Origin of the sequence: Sulfitobacter noctilucae (genome assembly GCF_000622365.1) — a bacterium.
Lineage (GTDB): Bacteria > Pseudomonadota > Alphaproteobacteria > Rhodobacterales > Rhodobacteraceae > Sulfitobacter > Sulfitobacter noctilucae.
In genome coordinates this window covers 107,565-124,265 of sequence record NZ_JASC01000004.1, presented here as the reverse complement: position 1 = coordinate 124,265, position 16,701 = coordinate 107,565, and the positions used below count along the sequence as shown (strand labels likewise).

Sequence of the window (16,701 nt, the reverse complement as noted above, 5' to 3'; positions counted from 1 at the left end):
ATTACTCTCCCTGCATCAGATCGCGCGCGCGGCGCACGACAACGTCGAGCCCGTCCAACAGCCCGTCCGCCCCCGCCGCCGATGGCTTCGGCTGATCCGGCAGCGCCTTGATCGCGGCAATCATGGATGTGGTGGTCAACCCGTCGCGACCCTCATCCAGCATCCGGACCAAACCCAGTTCCTCGGCCCTGCTGGCCCTGATCCATTGCTCCAGCCGGGGCTTGGTACGCGGCACAATTACGGCAGGTTTGTCAAAGGACAGTACCTCGCAAAAGGTGTTGTAGCCCCCCATGCAGACGACACCGACGGCACCGGCAAACAAGGCCTCGATGCGACTGTCGAAACCGACGGCGGTGACGCGGCCGTCCAGCTTTGCCACCCGCGCATCAAAAGCGTCGCGCACATCGCCCGATAGAAACGGCCCATAGATCAGCACTGCATTCGGCCCAAGATCGGGGTCTTGTTCATAGGCAGACAACGCCAGAGACACCATTGCGGCACCATCCCCACCGCCGCCGGGGGTAACCAGAATGTAGGGGGTATCCGGTGTGTCGGACGCATCGGTGATCTCGCGGCGCAGATAGCCTGTCCAATGCGTTTTCGCACGGGCTTCATCCGACAGGTCCAGACCGCTGGTGGGGTCATAGACGTCGCGCATACCGTATACCCAGATCTCGTCATAAAGATTTTCGGCAGCGGCCAGAGCGCCCTTGCGATCCCATTCGCTGGCCAGCACGTCAGGCGCGTCCAGCACATCGCGCAGGCCCAGCACCACCCGTGTGCGCCCTCGCATCCGAAGATATTCCAACGTGGGCAGCAGTTCGCCCCGAAATCCCGTTGGTTCTTTGTCCACGATCAGCAGATCAGGCTCGTAGCGTTCAACGGCCGACTGGATCAGGCCGGCGCGAAGCGACGTAGTGTCGTCGATGTTCAGCCCGAGTGTCTGGCTGATATACGTTCCATCCGAAAGTTTGGTGACACCGGGCAGCCGAATGTGATCGACCCGTTCGGGAAAGGTGAACCGCCCTGCCACCGGCGAGCCTGTCAGGATGATGGCAGAAGCCTGCGGATTGCCCTGCATCAGCGCCGTGGCCAAAGCGCGACTGCGCCGCAAATGGCCCAGACCAAAAGTGTCATGGCTGTAAAACATCACACGGCGCGAGGCCGTTACGGCACGATTGGCCGGGGAGAGCGATGGCCCCATAAGCAAGTCCTGTGCCCGATCTTCCCGCTGCCTGTCGCCGCGTGCCCGGGGGCGGTGCAGGACGGACGGTCCCGATAGAGGGGCGCGTTCGTGTAAATGTCCAAGATGCACTATAGCACCTCATCTCCGTGCCTCTAATGCACGCAATGGCCCGAATTGTAAAACCTTGTGGGCTACTTTTTCTGGGCAGTGTGATTTGAACCGCGATGCAATTGCTTTGAGGGCAGGGCTGGCCTAGCCTGCGCAAGCGCGGGCGGCCAAAAATGGCGCAATTAATCGCATGATGCGGAGTATTTTATGCGACTGTTTTATACCATCCTTTTGCTGATAGGCCTGCTGTTTCTGCCAGACCCTCAGGGCATTGCCGCCCAAACTGCCGGATCGCTTTTCACCGGGAGCACTGATGCCTCAACAAATGGCAGCACGGCAGTGACGGATGCAATTGCGCAAGCGGCCAGCAGCGGGATTGAGGTGATCGTTGTCGATACCGAGGGCAATGTGGTGTCTCAGGTTCGGCCCGCAGAGGCGCAAACCCAGACCGTGGATGACACAGAGAAAGGCTCTGCGCTGATGCGCGTACAGGACAATGCGGTGCGCTTTCGCGGTGCCCTCATTGCCCGACTGCTGGATATGCCCGCAGCCTTTAACGAGGTGCTATATATTCTGCGCGCGGCCAGCCCGGATGGCACGCTTTTCGCATTTGCCAAAGTTGTACTCTATTCGCTCGGCCTGTTCGCGGTCGGTATCCTGTTTGAACGCGAAATTTATGGCAAGCGGTTGATGAAAAGCTTCATCGTGGCGCGGATCATGGACGCGCCACAGGGATATTCAGAGAAGATGCCCTTTCTTGTCCTGCGGTTCCTGGCTGGGATCGGCGGCATCATTGTGTCTATGGTGGTGGCCTATTTATTGGGCTGGGCGATCTTTGGTGAACTACAGGACACAGCCATGCAGTTTACCGCGACCCTTGTGAATGTGGGCTACTTTACCAGCCGCTTTCTCGCGACCCTTTGGCGGATGATCCTGTCGCCCTATCTGTCCCAATACCGCATTCCGGCCTTCAGCGACCGTGCAGCCATCCGTCTGCATCGCTGGCTCTGGGGCGTGGGCAGCCTTGATATATGTGTGATCCTGTTTGGCGTCTGGATCGCTGAACTCGGGCTGAACTACGACGTCTATGCCTTCCTTTTTGCGCTTTTGTCAGTCGGCGTGGTTCTGCTGAACATCCTCATGGTGCTGGTCAACCGACGCGCTATTTCCCAAGCCTTGCGCAACGGCAAACAACCCGAGAATACAACACCTGTTCTGCGTGCCCTCAGCCAGATTTGGGCACCATTGGTGATTCTCTACGTGATCTTTGCCTGGTTCGAACTGACCTATGATCTGGTGTTGGGGAACCCCGGGACGGTGCCGCTGATTGCCGGTGCCTATGGCATCCTTGTTTCGATCATCGTGGTCTATGGCGTAATCAACTTTGCTATTGAACGCAGCTTTGCCCGCGCCCGGGCGGTCCGGCGCATGAATGAGATTATGCGTGAAGAAGAATCCCAGGAAGCGGCGCTAGCCGAGGCGGAAGAAAGTGCCGGCGAGGTCGAAGTGGCGCGTCTGACGGAAGAACTTGAAGAAACCCGTGAAGAAGAAAGGGAAGCCCGTGCGGCGATCAGCCAAGCACCGGGCATGCACAGTTTCGAGGCTCTGGCCCGGCGCGTTGCCGGTATCCTGGCATTTGTTTCGGGTGTCTATGCGTTTTTCTACATCTGGGACAACAACGGCAGCGCCCAGATGGTCGAAAGCTATGCCGACAGGCTGCTGGATGTCATGGTGATCATCTTCATCGGCTACATCATCTATCACGCTTTTCGCATCTGGATCGACAGCAAGATCCGCGAAGAAACCGGCGATGTGGTCGAGGCCGAGCTGGGCGATGAAGGCGGTGGCAGCTCTGCCTCGCGGCTTGCGACCCTCTTGCCGCTATTTCGCAACATTGTCCTGATCGCTGTTCTGATCTCGATCCTGCTGATTGTATTGATGGAGTTTGGCGTCAATGTCGGCCCCCTTTTTGCCGGTGCCGGCATCATCGGGATCGCGGTCGGCTTTGGCTCGCAGGCCTTGGTGCGTGACATCTTTGCAGGTGCGTTCTTTCTGTTCGATGACGCTTTTCGCAAAGGGGAATACCTTGATGTGGGCGGGGTGAAAGGGACAGTTGAAAAGATTTCCGTGCGGTCGTTTCAACTGCGCCACCATTTGGGTGCGTTGCACACGATCCCCTTTGGGGAATTGCAGGTGATGACGAACTACTCCCGCGATTGGGTGATGATGAAACTGCCCCTGCGCGTGACCTATGACACGGACGTGGAAAAGGTGCGTAAGCTGATCAAGAAGCTGGGCCAGCAGATGTTGGAAGACCCGGTGATCGGGCCGGATTTCATCCAGCCACTAAAATCGCAGGGCGTGATCGAGATGCAGGACAGCGCGATGATCATTCGCGTGAAGTTCATGACAAAGCCCGGCGATCAATGGGTGATCCGCAAAAAGGTCTATGAGGAAATTCGTATCCTGTTTGAGCGCGAAGGCATCAAGTTCGCCCATCGCGAGGTCACGGTGCGGTTGGCCGATGGCAAGGTCGACGACCTGAGCGAAGAGGAAAAGAAGACGGTCACAGCGGCGGCCCAAGCCTCGCTCGACGAGGATATTCTGGATGGCGGGGCCAGCGGAGATGATCGCTGAAATAGGGTTTGTTTTGCCTTTGGGTGAGAGCAACAGGGAGTGAAACGGTTGCCGGAGAGGTGTTGGCGTCAGGGATATGTGATAGGGTAAGGGATTTCGGGTCGCTGATGCGACCCGACCGGAGCGGGGGCTGACGCCCCCGCTTTTTATTATCTTGATGATCGGGAATCGGGTTCCAACCATCATATGGCGAGGGAGTTTTTATTAAGTTTGCAGAGCAAATTCGGGGGCTCTGCCCCGTCGATCAAGATCGACTCCCCGCGGGATATAAGGGCCAAAAAGAGAAAGGTAGAGGGAACGGGCTGAGCTTAGCCTTTGTAGGGGTCGAGTGAGGCGCGCAGACCATCGCCGAGGAAATTAAAGGCGAGGACGACAACGATGATCGGCAGCATCGGAATGGCAGTCCACCAGTAGATTTCGATACTGGCGAGGTTTTGGGCGTCGTTCAGCATTACGCCCCAACTGACGGCAGGCGCGCGCAGGCCGAGGCCCAGAAAGCTGAGTGCTGTTTCGCCAAGGATCATCGCGGGGATCGACAGGGTGGCGCTTGCGATGAGGTGAGACATGAAGTTTGGCAGGAGGTGTCTGCGGATCACACGGCCCGGCTTCGCGCCCATCATTTCGGCGGCTTTCACATACTCCTCTTCGCGCAGGGACAGGAATTTGGAGCGTACGGCGCGGGCCAGCCCCGGCCAATCGAGGATGCCCAGAATGATCGAGATGATGAAGAACACCGCCACTGGCCCCCAGTTCGAGGGCACCGCCGCCGATAGTGCCAGCCAGAGGGGCAGTTCCGGCAGCGAGCGCAAAATCTCGATCACGCGGTTGACGATCCAGTCGGTTTTGCCGCCAAAGTAGCCCGCTATTGCTCCAAAGGTGATACCCAGAAGGAAGCTGACTGTGATCCCGATCAGGCCCACTGTGAGCGATAGTTGCGCACCATAGAGGATGCGGCTGAAGACATCGCGGCCCAGCCTGTCCGAGCCCCAGATGAACACCGTTGCGCCCTCTGGCGCACAGAACAGATGCGTGTCCGAGGGGATCAAGCCGAAGAGCCGGTAGGTCTGGCCTTCGCAGAAAAACTCAAGCGGCATTGGGGTGGTTTCATCGGTGGTATATGTCCAGCGGAAATTGACCAGATCGGCCTCTGCCGTGATGGGATAGACGTAGGGGCCGATGAAATCGCCCTCGTGCCAGAGGTTGATGCTTTGCGGTGGGGCATAGAGGTAGTCGGCGCTGCGTTCATTGGGCGTATAGGGTGCGATGAAGCCCGCGATGGGCAGGATCAGATAGCAGGTCAGCAGAAAGATCGCCGAGACCAGTGCCAGCTTGTGCCGCCGGAACTTGCGCCATGTCAGCCGCCAAGCCGGTGCGTCCATCTCGGCCCGGTCGGGGGCGCTGATATCCGTGTCGTCCTGCCAGGGCGCGGTATCGACGAACCTGTTGTCCGGTTGGGTGCTCATTTACCGCGTTCTCCGTACCGGATGCGGGGGTCCAGCAGGACCAGCAGCACGTCCGAGATCATTGTTCCGATCAGCGTCAGGAGCGCCACGAACATCAATACGAAAGCCGCAAGAAACTGGTCTTGTGACTTCAGCGCGGTTAGCAAGGAGGGCCCGATGGTTTGCAGGCCCAGCACGACCGAGACCAGAACAGAACCGGAGACCATGGCAGGCAGCAGGTTGCCGATGTCGGCCACGAAAGGATTGAAAGCCATGCGCAGTGGGTATTTGGCGAGCAGGCGGGCAGGGGCCATGCCCTTGGCGCGGGCGGTTTCCACATAGGGTTTGCTAAGTTCATCCAGCATATTGGCGCGCAATCGCTGCATCATGGCAGCAGCACCCGAGGTGCCGATCACAAAGGTTGGGACAATGAGGTGGAGCAGCATGGATTTAACCTTTGCCCAGGACATTGGCTCGCCTTCAAACACCGGGTCCATCAGACCGCCAATAGGCAGGTCAAAGTACTTGTTCCCATAGTAGAACAGGATCAGCGCCAGCAGGAAGTTCGGCGTGGCAAGGCCCAGATAGCCCAGAAAACCGGCGGTGTAGTCGACCCAGGTCTCAGACTTTGCTGCCGCCAGCACACCCAGCGGAAGGGCCACGGCATAGACGAACAGCACCGCAGCCAGATTGACCAGAACTGTCATCCACAGCGCATCGCCGACAATCTCACCCACGGGGCGGTCGAACTCAAAAGACCAGCCGAAATCGCCCTGCAACAGGCCGGAAAACCCGTTCGGCCCCGGCATCATACCGACCCAAATGAAATACTGTTCCCAGATGGGCCGGTCCAATGCATATTCCTGGCGTAGGAATTCGACCTTGGCGATGCCTTCGGCCTGACCCGTGGCGCGCAGCTCGGCGATCTGGTTGCTGAGGTAATCACCGGGCGGCAGGTTGATGATGATAAAGACAAGGATCGACACCACCCAGAGCGTCAGCAACATGGTGATGAAACGGTAAACTGCGTAGCGCAGCAACATCATTGCGTCACCTGCGGGGCGGGGTTCTCGAAATAGAATTCGTCCACCCGGTGCACTCCGAAATGGGCCCCCGGATCATAGGCCCAGATGCCTGTTTCAGGCACATTGCGCAGCTGTTTTGACACGACCACGGGCTGGGGGGCACCCGACAGAATGCCGATGGCGAATTGTTGATCTGCATGGATGTCCAGCATGTCTCGCCAGATCGCTTTGCGTTCGGCGGGAACAGAGGTGTGGAACCAATCGTCGTACAGCTTCAACAGATGCTGTGCGGGTTCAATATCGGGCGCTTCACCTGCTTCGCCGCCGGTAACGTAGAACTGACCCCACTTGGGCCAGGCAAAGAATTCCTGATTGGTCGGTGCCAGATAGTCGGGCGAGGTGCCCGAGGTGGGCAAGCCGTTGTCCCAGCCATACCAGATCGCCGCCATGCTGATCCCGGCATAGACCCGGTTGCGCAGGATGTCGCGGTCCAACGGGCGCAGCACCAACCGGATGCCCAGATCACGCCATGTGTCCGTGACGATGGCCAGTGCATTCTCGACTTCCTGACGTTCGCCTGCGGTCTCGATCACGAATTCCATCGGCCGCCCGTCAGGCAAGAGCCGCAGCCCCGCAGGGTTGCGCTGGGTCAGGCCCATGTCGTCCAACAGCGCGTTGGCCGCCTCGATGTCCATATCGGACCACATCTTGAGGTCTTGTTCATCGAACAGCGGGCTGGAGGGTAGCGCCGCCATCCCGCCTTCATTCGCCAGACCGAAGTACAGCGCGCGGTTGATCATCCGTCGGTCGATCCCCATGCTCAGCGCCCGCCGGAACCGCACATCGCGCATAACCTCGCGCCAGACAGGGTCCTTGAAGTTGAGGTTCGGATAAATTGCGATCTGGCTGGCCACGCCATTCGCCCAAAGGAAGGTGCGATAGTTTCCGCCGTCCTGCTCCCCTTTCTTAAGGATCGAGACATCGGAGAAATCGAGCCCGCGTGCTTGAAGGTCTGCTTCGCCTGCATTGGCCTTGGCCGCGACCAGCCCGCCCCCGACAATCGTCATATTCACGACGTCGATATAGGGAAGCTGCTTCCCGCGGGCGTCGATCCGGTGGTAGTAGGGGTTACGCACGAACAACTGGCGCGACCCGCGATCACTGGCGCTCAGCCACGGCTGCAAGGTGGGCTGGTCCGGGTTGTCGAACTTGTACATATTGTCGCGCCGGTTGTGTAGCGCAGCCCAGCTTTTGACCCGTGCACTGCGGACCTCTTCGGCCAGCGCATCAGGCTCGGCAAAGTCGATATGGAACTGTTTCAGGTAATGTGCTGGGCGGTAGATGAAGGGCGGGGAAGCCTGCGCGAGAAGCGGCAGGAAATTGGGGTTGGGACGGTCCCACTCAAATACAACCGTATAAAGATCGGGGAAGGTGACACGCCCAAGTGTGTCGTCCACGATCATGAACTCAGGGGGGCCGGACGGGGTAATCTCATTATTGCCGACCACCTTTTCCCACCAGTAGCGGAAATCTTCAGAAGTGAAAGGCTCTCCGTCTGACCAACGGTGTCCGGGGCGCAGATGCAGCACAAAGCGGCGGTCCTCGATCACCTCAACATCGCGCAGGATGTCGGGGTACAGGTCGTATTGGGGGTTATACCCCACCAGCCGTGCATAGCCGTACACAACCATCTGGCGCACGTCCTTGGACCGGGTGACCATCGTGCGCAATGTCCCGCCCTGGGTGCCAAAGCTGCGGCCCTTGGCCTCCAGATCGACAACCAGCGGCGTGTCCGGCAGTCGCTCAAAGATCGGGGGCATGGTCCCGGCATCGACTTCGGGTTGCCAGAACGGCGTTTCCTGAAGCGGGGTCTGGGCAAGCACAGGGGCCGCGACGAAGGCCAGTAGGGCAATCAATCTACGCATGACACCGCACCTTATGACCCGGCTCCAGCTCACGCAAGTCGGGGGCTGTGTCGCCATCAAACCGGTACATTTCAGGCCAGTTTGTCGGCGCACCGGCCCCTTTCGACACCAGATCAAGGTCGATGGGTCGCGTCACATCCGGCTCTGGCTGGGCTGCGATCAGTGCCTTGGTGTAGGGGTGGCGCGGGTTGAAGAACAGCGTGTCGGGCGGCGCCTGTTCGACGATCACACCTGCACGCATCACCGCAACTTCGTCGGCAATCCGCGCAACCACGGCGAGGTCATGGCTGATAAACAGGTAGCTCAGGCCCGCCTGAGCGCGGATGTCTTCCAGCAAGCTCAGGATCTGGTCCTGCACAGAAACATCAAGCGCAGAGGTCGGCTCGTCGCAGATCAGCAGCTTGGGGTCCAGCGTAAGTGCGCGGGCAATCGATAGGCGCTGGCGCTGCCCGCCTGAAAACGCGTGCGGATAGCGCCGCAGCATATCAGGGTCGAGGCCCACCAGACGCAACATCTCGGCAGCTTTGTCGCGCCGCTCCGACCGGCTGCCGATGTGGTGGATGTCCATCGGTTCGGTCATCGCATCCAGAACCCTCATCCGGGGGCTGAGCGATGAGTAGGGGTCCTGGAACACCATCTGCGCTTCGCGCTGAAAGGTGGTCCGTTGCTCTCGGGTCATGTCATGAACCGGCAGCGCGGGCTCTCCGGCTACGGGCCGAAACATCACTTCGCCGCCCGGATCGGGATGCTCCGCACCAAGCGCCACCCGCGCACAGGTCGTTTTGCCTGACCCGCTTTCGCCCACAACCGCCAGCGTTTTGCCGCGCGGTACCTGCAGGTTCACATCGCGGCAGGCTGTGATCTGGACCGGGCTGCGCCAGCCGCTGGCCCGCATCGTGTAGGTCTTGGTCACCGATTTCAGATCAAGGATCACATCGTCGTATTCAAGCTTTGGCGCCGGGGTCGCCACTGTCGGGATCATCGGAGCCGCCGCAAAAAGCTTTTGGGTATAGCCATGAGACGGATTGCGCAGGATATGCTCGGCGCGGCCTGCCTCCATCACGCGGCCCTTGTTCATCACCACCACATGTTCGGCCATATTCGCCACCACACCCAGATCGTGCGTGACAAGAATAACCGCCATCCCGGTTTCTTGCTGCAAGCTGTTGATCAGCCCCAACACCTGCGCTTGCGTGGTCACATCCAGCGCGGTCGTCGGTTCGTCCGCGATAAGCAGTTCAGGCTGCGCCACCATTGCCATGGCGATCATCGCGCGTTGACGCATCCCGCCCGACATCTCGAAAGGATAGCTGCGAAAGGCGCGTTCGGCGTCGGCAAAGCCTACCTTTTCGAATTGCTCCAGCACCCGCCGCTTTGCCTCGGACTTGCCCATATCCCGGTGCAGACGCAAAACTTCGCCCACCTGATTGCCAAGCCGGTGCAGCGGCGACAGCGAGCGCATCGGCTCCTGAAAGATCATCGCGATGCGGTTGCCCCTGATCCGCCGCATCTCGCGTTCCGGGGCATGCAGCAAATCGACAGGGCCGTTCTGCCCGGCGAAAGTAACCGACCCCCCTCTGACCTGCGCCGTCTCAGGCAACACCCGCAGCGCGGTGCGGCAGGTCAGCGTCTTGCCCGACCCGCTTTCGCCCACCAGCGCCAGCGTCTCGCCCGGCTGCACGGAAAAGCTGACGTCCGACACCACTGGCGGGGCGTTGCCGAACCCAATGGTCAGCGCATCTACGTCCAGCAAGGCGGTCATATGGATCCATTCAAGCAGGCTACGGTTTCGGATTCGGAGTGAAGCCGATTTGAACCAGATCGTCTAGCGAATCCGGTGGATCGACGCCTTTGCCGCGCCGCGGGGCGCTTGCGCTCTCCGCAGGCTTAAATTTTGCACGCTATTCTTGCGTTCCGCTGATCTGGCGATAGTCTCACCTGAGGTTGTGGTCGGAGAGGCAACGTTTTCTTCAAAGGGAACAGATTGGCATTTTTGCGTATGGGTATGAAGTTTTCCAGGGATCAATTTGCCTCCTTCGAGGCGCAGGCGAGTGCCGATTGGAACCGGGACACCGGCGCAGCTTTGATCAAACTTTACCCCGCACATATGGCCGCCCTTGGTGCGACGCCCGAGATCGCAGAGACATTCGTGCAGACCGTCCGGGATTATGCGCTGGCTTTTGCTATCACTGCCAAGCGTGAGACTTTCAAACTGGCTGTCATGGGCGTGACGCTGGGCGCGCATTTTCCTCAGGACAGCCGGCTTGAAAAGGGTATCAGCACCTCGCTGATGCGGGGCGACATTCCGCAGGACCGCCGGCTCGTTCTTTTTACCGAGTTTGTGCAGGACTGGCTGTCCGGCACCTGGACCGGCCACGGTACCGGGCACTTTGGCACGCGGCTGGTGGCCAGACTACGGACACATCAGGACGCGCAGACAGCTTTGGCAAACCTGACGCCGCACCATCCCGGCCTTTCGACACAGCGTGATACCGATGTGTTCCTTGCGCATTCCGCGTCACATGCGGATGGCTACGGGCTGAGCGATCCGGTTCGGCGGACGGCCTATCTGGGCGTTGCCCTGATACACGGTATCTATTGGTTCGATGATCCGCTGATGCGCAATTTGCGCAAAATTGTCGAAAGCGCAGCCCGAGAAGACCTCTGCGATCAGCTGCAGACCTTCTACGACGGGATTGCCTGATGGACCCCGAAGATCCAGCCAGCCCGGCCCAGTTGCGGCAAGGGATGCTTGTCGCCGAACAACAGCCCAGCGGCACAGTCGGCCAGGTCTGCGAAGGGTGCGGTGACAATTGGGTCGAGGCAGGGGCCATCGACGACACCACAGGCGAGCCGATCGCCGGAATCGGGTACCGCATCTACGATCTGGCTTCGGGTGATATGGTCGCTTCCGGAACGCTGAATGACCAAGGCGAATCCCCGCGCCATCCGCTGGCAATGCCTATCACGCAGCTTTACGTCATTTACGGAACAGAAGAGGCAATGGACGCGGCCGAAGCACAAATCGGTGAAGTCCAGCGCGAGCGGGAGCTGGAAGCGAACGCAGTAGAAGACTGGCGCGGTATTCCGGCAGGCCTGGATCAGGACGGTTTCAACAGCGCCTATGATCAGATCGCCCGCGAGGCGGGGCAGTACGAAAAACCAAGCGTGGGGTTTTTTCAAGGTGCCGGTTACGGGGCCAATATGTTGTGGGACTATGTCAGCTCCGGCTTTGACTCCGATCACATGCTGAACCAGCTTTATCTCGATGATCGTCGCCGCAACTTTGATCAATACGAGCTTGCGACCAACGCCCGTCGGGCCTCGGACGCTGAAAGCTTTTTTGGCGGCGGGGGGCAGGGCCTGACCTTCGGCTTCGGCGAGGAAGGGATGGCACGGCTCGATTCGCTGTTCTCGGACAGGTCCTATGAAGAGCTGGTGGCAGAGCGCCGCCAGTTGATGAACGCCGAGCGTATTGCAAACCCGAACTGGTATGTCGGAGGCGAAGTTGCCGGAATGGTGCCGACAATGTTCGTGCCCGTGGGCGGTGCGGCCGCGAATGCCGCGCGCGCGGGCAACGGGTTGCGCGGTGCTGTGGTGGCAGGTGCGCGCACCGGTGCCGCGACCGGCGCGCTCTCGGGGGCGGGCCACGACGAGGGGGGCGTGATCGACCGTCTGGACGGCGCGGCCATCGGCGGGATCACAGGCGGCATGGCTGGTGCTGTCCTGTCCGGCGCAGGCGTGCTGATCGCACGCGGTGTGTCGCGGACACGGATTTGGGGGCGGATCACGGGCAATCCGCGGCCCGGAACCCTTACCAATCGCGAGGCGCGGGAATGGTACCTCAATCAAGAAAGACTGATTCCCGGGCAACTCGAGGCTGATGCGCCGCTCGAAGCGCAGGCGCGGCAGGCGTTCCAGCTGCGCAACGCCGCGCGTACTCAGGCACGCGACCTGATGGCTGACCGTAATCTTGCCGCCCAATTGGCCCGTGACAACCCGAACCTTACCTGGGATCAGATCTATAGTCGCACGGTGGACAAAGGCTTCACCGGAGATGATATCTTCCGGGAAATCATCGGCTCGTCGCAACGCTCGCGGCCAAGCGTTAACAGAAGTCTGGGATTAGAATGAACGCTGTAACTCTTATCGAACAAGCAGACGGTACCGTCATTTGCGACATTGTCGCTGCGCCAACGCATGAAGATTGCCACAGTCTGTGCCGCTATCTTGAAAAATACTGGCAGGCAGAAATCAAGGAACTGCATGACACCGGCTTTGCGGCCAAATTCGAAGTGGTCTTGCCCGGACGCACGGTTTTTCTTTCGCACGACTCCCAGACCGGGAACGCGTTGTCAGCCCCATCCGGGCCGGTAGATAAGATCATTCCGGAAATTATCGCAGACCTGCGCGAACGGTTGTCGAGCTAAGCCGCATCGCGCCAAGGCTCAGGTCAAAAACGGAAAATCCCCTGACGTAAAATTGCGCGCCACTGGCACTCCCTTGGCGATCGGGCTAGATACCGTCGCGCACCCCGCAGGGCCATTCGCGCCCCGCCAACAAGGAGCCCGACATGAGCCGACTGGATGCATTCATCAACCGCATGGTATCGCAACGCGCCTGCCTGAACTTTGCCGCCGACCAGACCAAAGACATGTCTGGCCCGGTGCTGGAATTGGGTCTGGGCAATGGCCGCACCTATCACCACATGGTCGAGATCATGCCGGGGCGCGACGTGTTCGTCTTTGAACGCGCCATTGCCTCGCACCCCAAAAGCACGCCGCCCGACGAGATGTTGATCATGGGGGATGTGCATGAAACACTTCCGCAGGCCTTAGAGCGCTTCGGCCCGACGGCCTCGCTGATCCATGCCGATCTCGGCGGGCACAATCCGGCCAAGAACGATGATTTCGCTCGCGCCGTTTCCCCGCTGATCGAGCCCTTGCTGGCCAAAGGCGGGCTGATGGTTGCCAGTGACCGGATGTATTTTGAAAACCTGACCGAAGTGGCGTTGCCGGCCGATGCGGTCGAAAACGCGTGTTTCATTTACGGCTAGGACACACCCCGGCCCACCGCTTTGCATCAACAGGAGACCCAGATGACAGATAAAATCGCCTACACCCGCCACGACGACATTGCCGTCCTGCGCATCCAGAACCCCCCCGTTAACGCGCTGTCCCAAGCCGTGCGACAGGGCCTGTGGGACGCAATGGAACGCGCCGAAGCGGATGCGGGTGTAAAGGCGGTGGTCATCGTGGGCGAAGGCCGCGCCTTTATCGCAGGGGCAGACATCACTGAATTCGGCAAGCCGCCGACGGAGCCGTATCTGCCAATTCTGTGCAACCGTATCGAAGCGTCGCCTTTGCTCGTGGTGGCTTCCATGCACGGTGTGTCGCTGGGCGGCGGGCTTGAGGTGGCGCTGTCGGCGCATTACCGCATCGCTCAGCCTTCTGCCAAAGTCGGCCTGCCCGAGGTCAATCTGGGCCTTATCCCCGGGGCCGGTGCAACACAGCGGCTGCCGCGCTTGACTGGTGCTGAAAAGGCGCTGGAAATGATCACCAGCGGCGCACCGATCAAAGCCGAGGCTGCACGCGATCTGGGCATCCTCGACCGTGTGGCCGAAGGCGACCCCGAAGCCGTCGGTCTGGCCTACGCGGCCGAATTGCTGGCGGATGGCGCGACCCGCCGCCCGGTGAGTGAATTGCCACCCGCCGATGCTATCGACTGGGACGCAACCTATGATGCGGTGCTGGCAAAGGGCCGTGGCCAGATTAGTCCGGCGACAGCCGTGCGTGCCGTGCAGGTCGCGACGGAACTGCCTTTTGAGCAAGGCCTGCAAAAAGAACGCGATCTGTTCATGGAGCTGATGCAGACAGACCAACGCCAAGGCATGATCCACGCCTTCTTCTCCGAACGCGCTGTCAGCAATCTGCCTGAACTCAAGGGCGTCGAGCCGCGCAGCCTGAACACGATTGGCGTTATCGGTGGTGGGACAATGGGGGCAGGCATTGCCACTGCCGCACTGCTGGCGGGCATGGACGTGGTCCTGATCGAGATGAAACCGGAAGCTGCCCGAGCCGCGCACGAGCGCATCTCTGGCAACCTCTCGGGGGCGCTCAAGCGTGGTAAGATCAGTCAGGACAAATTCGATACACTTACTGAAAAGGCACTTACCGTTTCCACCGATTACGACAGCCTGAGTGATGTCGATCTGGTCGTCGAAGCCGTGTTCGAAAACATGGACGTCAAGAAAGAGGTCTTTGCCAAACTCGATTCCGTCTGCAAGCCGGGCTGCGTGTTGGCCACGAACACCTCTTATCTTGACGTGAACGAAATTGCCGCCGCCACATCGCGTCCTGCTGATGTAATCGGCCTGCACTTTTTCTCGCCGGCACATATCATGAAGCTGCTGGAGGTCGTTGTCGCTGAAAAGACAGCAAAGGATGTCGTCGCCACCGGTTTTGCGCTGGGCAAGGCGCTGGGCAAGATCTCGGTCCGCGCGGGCGTATGTGACGGGTTCATTGGCAACCGCATTCTGGCGACCTACCGCACGGCGGCGGATCACATGGTGCTTGATGGTGCCTCGCCTTATCAGATCGACAAGGCGCTGGTGGATTTCGGTTTTGCGATGGGGCCCTTTGCGGTTGCGGACCTTGCTGGGCTGGACATCGGCTGGATGACCCGCAAACGCAAAGCGCCGGACCGTCATCCTGATGAACGGGTGCCGACCTACATCGACAAACTCTGCGAAGAGGGGCACTTCGGACAGAAGACGGGAGAGGGCTATTATATCTACGCCGCGGGAAAACGCGCGGGCGTGCCCAACCCCAAAATTGCCGAACTGATCGCCGCCGAACAGGCCGAGTTGGGAATTACGCCACGTCCTTTTACAGACGAAGATATTGTGCGCCGCTATATGTGTGCCATGGTGAACGAAGCCGCGAAAGTTGTCGGCGAAGGCATCGCACGCCGTCCTCTGGACGTCGATATGACGTTGCTCTTCGGCTACGGCTTTCCGCGCTATTGGGGGGGACCCATGAAATGGGCCGATATTCAGGGCTTGCCGTCTGTGCTGGCTGACATCCAGCGCTATGCGCAGGATGACGCCTGGTTTTGGCAACCCGCACCCCTTCTCGAAGACCTCGCGGCGCAGGGCCGCACATTTGATGATCTGAATAAGGACGCTGCAAAATGAAACAAGCTGTCATCGTCTCTACTGCCCGCACCGGGCTTGCCAAGTCTTTCCGGGGGTCGTTCAATATGACCCACGGTGCCGCAATGGGCGGTCATGTGGTCGAACACGCCGTGGAACGCGCCGGTCTTGATCCCGCACAGATCGAAGACGTCGTTATGGGCTGCGCCACACCCGAAGGGGCGACCGGCGGCAATATCGCCCGCCAGATCGCGCTGCGCGCGGGGCTGCCGATCACTGCTGCCGGTGTGACGGTCAACCGTTTTTGCTCTTCCGGTCTGCAATCCATCGCCATGGCCGCCAATGCAATCACCCAAGAGGGCGCAGGCCCGATGGTTGCAGGCGGGGTCGAGAGCATCTCGATGGTCGCGCCAAACTCCAAGAGCGTAAAAGACCCGTGGCTGGAAGAGCATAAACCGGCCATCTATATGACGATGATCGAGACCGCCGATATCGTGGCGGAACGCTATGGTTTGAGCCGCGAGTATCAAGATGAATTTGGTCTGCGCAGCCAGCGTTTGATCCACGAGGCGCAGCAAGCGGGCAAATTCGACCACGAGATCGTTCCGATGCAGACCACAATGGGTATGCAGAACAAGGAAACCGGCGAAATCACGCAGCACGAGGTGACCGTCGATAAGGACGAATGCAACCGCCCTGGTACGACACTCGAAGGTCTCTCTGGACTGCAGCCCGTGCGCGAGGGCGGCTTTGTAACTGCGGGCAATGCCAGCCAGTTGTCGGATGGTGCCGCCGCTGTGGTGGTGATGGACAGCAAAGATGCTGAAAAACAGGGGCTGACGCCGCTGGGTGCTTTCAAGGGCTTTGCTGTTGCGGGCTGCGAGCCGGACGAGATGGGCATTGGCCCCATCTACGCGGTACCGCGCCTGCTGGAGCGTCATGGCCTCAAGGTCGACGACATTGACCTTTGGGAGCTGAACGAGGCCTTTGCGTCACAATGTCTCTATTCCCGTGATACGCTGGGCATCGACCCGGAAAAATATAACGTCAACGGTGGCTCAATCGCCATCGGACATCCCTTTGGGATGACCGGCGCACGCTGCACCGGGCATCTGCTGCTGGAAGGCAAGCGCCGTGGCGCGAAACTGGGCGTTGTCACCATGTGTATCGGCGGCGGCATGGGTGCCGCTGGCCTGTTTGAAATCTACTCATAAGGAGTGCTGAA

General features: G+C 59.8%; 12 protein-coding genes. 7 read left to right on the top strand and 5 right to left on the bottom strand.

Annotated features, from left to right (window positions below; genetic code table 11):
- Nucleotide 1: 1 nt before the first annotated feature.
- On the bottom strand, nucleotides 2–1,204 hold the full coding sequence (locus Z945_RS0104860; RefSeq protein WP_025050990.1) for a glycosyltransferase family protein: 1,203 nt from the start codon (nucleotides 1,202–1,204) through the stop codon (nucleotides 2–4).
- A 297-nt stretch (nucleotides 1,205–1,501) separates the two neighbouring features.
- Between Z945_RS0104860 and Z945_RS0104855 the strand changes: the two genes are divergently transcribed.
- A complete protein-coding gene (locus Z945_RS0104855) occupies nucleotides 1,502–3,931 on the top strand; it encodes a mechanosensitive ion channel family protein (protein WP_025050989.1) in 2,430 nt (809 codons plus the stop codon).
- Nucleotides 3,932–4,239: 308 nt separating this feature from the next.
- Here the strand turns inward: Z945_RS0104855 and Z945_RS0104850 are convergent, their stop codons facing one another.
- The 4 genes from Z945_RS0104850 to Z945_RS0104835 are packed head-to-tail and all read right to left on the bottom strand — an operon-like array spanning nucleotide 4,240 to nucleotide 10,085.
- The gene (locus Z945_RS0104850) at nucleotides 4,240–5,394 is read right to left on the bottom strand and encodes an ABC transporter permease (protein WP_025050988.1); all 1,155 of its coding nucleotides are present in this window, start codon (nucleotides 5,392–5,394) and stop codon (nucleotides 4,240–4,242) included.
- Nucleotides 5,391–6,419 (bottom strand): ABC transporter permease, encoded by a 1,029-nt coding sequence (locus Z945_RS0104845; RefSeq protein ID WP_025050987.1) that lies wholly within the window; start codon nucleotides 6,417–6,419, stop codon nucleotides 5,391–5,393. The genes Z945_RS0104850 and Z945_RS0104845 overlap by 4 nt, the downstream gene beginning before the upstream one ends.
- A complete protein-coding gene (locus Z945_RS0104840) occupies nucleotides 6,416–8,323 on the bottom strand; it encodes an ABC transporter substrate-binding protein (protein WP_025050986.1) in 1,908 nt (635 codons plus the stop codon). Before Z945_RS0104840 ends, Z945_RS0104845 begins: the two co-directional genes overlap by 4 nt.
- Entirely contained in the window at nucleotides 8,316–10,085 is a 1,770-nt protein-coding gene (locus Z945_RS0104835) for an ABC transporter ATP-binding protein (RefSeq protein ID WP_025050985.1), read from the bottom strand. Before Z945_RS0104835 ends, Z945_RS0104840 begins: the two co-directional genes overlap by 8 nt.
- 222 nt (nucleotides 10,086–10,307) lie before the next feature.
- Between Z945_RS0104835 and Z945_RS0104830 the strand changes: the two genes are divergently transcribed.
- From Z945_RS0104830 to Z945_RS0104805, 6 genes are all read left to right on the top strand, one after another.
- Nucleotides 10,308–11,027 carry a hypothetical protein gene (locus Z945_RS0104830; protein WP_152541063.1) on the top strand — a complete coding sequence of 240 codons (720 nt, stop codon included), beginning with the start codon at nucleotides 10,308–10,310 and terminating at the stop codon, nucleotides 11,025–11,027.
- Complete coding sequence (locus tag Z945_RS0104825) at nucleotides 11,027–12,457, top strand: hypothetical protein (protein WP_025050983.1); 1,431 nt, start codon at nucleotides 11,027–11,029, stop codon at nucleotides 12,455–12,457. Before Z945_RS0104830 ends, Z945_RS0104825 begins: the two co-directional genes overlap by 1 nt.
- Nucleotides 12,454–12,753, top strand: a complete 300-nt coding sequence (locus tag Z945_RS0104820) for a hypothetical protein (RefSeq protein ID WP_025050982.1) — start codon at nucleotides 12,454–12,456, stop codon at nucleotides 12,751–12,753. The genes Z945_RS0104825 and Z945_RS0104820 overlap by 4 nt, the downstream gene beginning before the upstream one ends.
- Nucleotides 12,754–12,896: 143 nt before the next feature.
- Nucleotides 12,897–13,379, top strand: coding sequence for a class I SAM-dependent methyltransferase (locus tag Z945_RS0104815; protein WP_025050981.1), 483 nt, complete (start codon nucleotides 12,897–12,899; stop codon nucleotides 13,377–13,379).
- A 42-nt stretch (nucleotides 13,380–13,421) separates the two neighbouring features.
- A complete protein-coding gene (locus Z945_RS0104810) occupies nucleotides 13,422–15,518 on the top strand; it encodes an FAD-dependent oxidoreductase (protein WP_025050980.1) in 2,097 nt (698 codons plus the stop codon).
- Entirely contained in the window at nucleotides 15,515–16,690 is a 1,176-nt protein-coding gene (locus Z945_RS0104805) for an acetyl-CoA C-acyltransferase (protein WP_025050979.1), read from the top strand. The genes Z945_RS0104810 and Z945_RS0104805 overlap by 4 nt, the downstream gene beginning before the upstream one ends.
- Nucleotides 16,691–16,701 lie beyond the last annotated feature (11 nt).

Bases quoted from the DNA above. Each gene is read 5' to 3' on its own strand.
- Z945_RS0104840 (WP_025050986.1), bottom strand. From the start codon at position 8,323: ATGCGTAGATTGATTGCCCTACTGGCCTTCGTCGCGGCCCCTGTGCTT.
- Z945_RS0104860 (WP_025050990.1), bottom strand. From the start codon at position 1,204: ATGGGGCCATCGCTCTCCCCGGCCAATCGTGCCGTAACGGCCTCGCGC.
- Z945_RS0104815 (WP_025050981.1), top strand. From the start codon at position 12,897: ATGAGCCGACTGGATGCATTCATCAACCGCATGGTATCGCAACGCGCC.
- Z945_RS0104855 (WP_025050989.1), top strand. From the start codon at position 1,502: ATGCGACTGTTTTATACCATCCTTTTGCTGATAGGCCTGCTGTTTCTG.
- Z945_RS0104825 (WP_025050983.1), top strand. From the start codon at position 11,027: ATGGACCCCGAAGATCCAGCCAGCCCGGCCCAGTTGCGGCAAGGGATG.
- Z945_RS0104835 (WP_025050985.1), bottom strand. From the start codon at position 10,085: ATGACCGCCTTGCTGGACGTAGATGCGCTGACCATTGGGTTCGGCAAC.
- Z945_RS0104845 (WP_025050987.1), bottom strand. From the start codon at position 6,419: ATGATGTTGCTGCGCTACGCAGTTTACCGTTTCATCACCATGTTGCTG.
- Z945_RS0104810 (WP_025050980.1), top strand. From the start codon at position 13,422: ATGACAGATAAAATCGCCTACACCCGCCACGACGACATTGCCGTCCTG.
- Z945_RS0104820 (WP_025050982.1), top strand. From the start codon at position 12,454: ATGAACGCTGTAACTCTTATCGAACAAGCAGACGGTACCGTCATTTGC.
- Z945_RS0104805 (WP_025050979.1), top strand. From the start codon at position 15,515: ATGAAACAAGCTGTCATCGTCTCTACTGCCCGCACCGGGCTTGCCAAG.
- Z945_RS0104850 (WP_025050988.1), bottom strand. From the start codon at position 5,394: ATGAGCACCCAACCGGACAACAGGTTCGTCGATACCGCGCCCTGGCAG.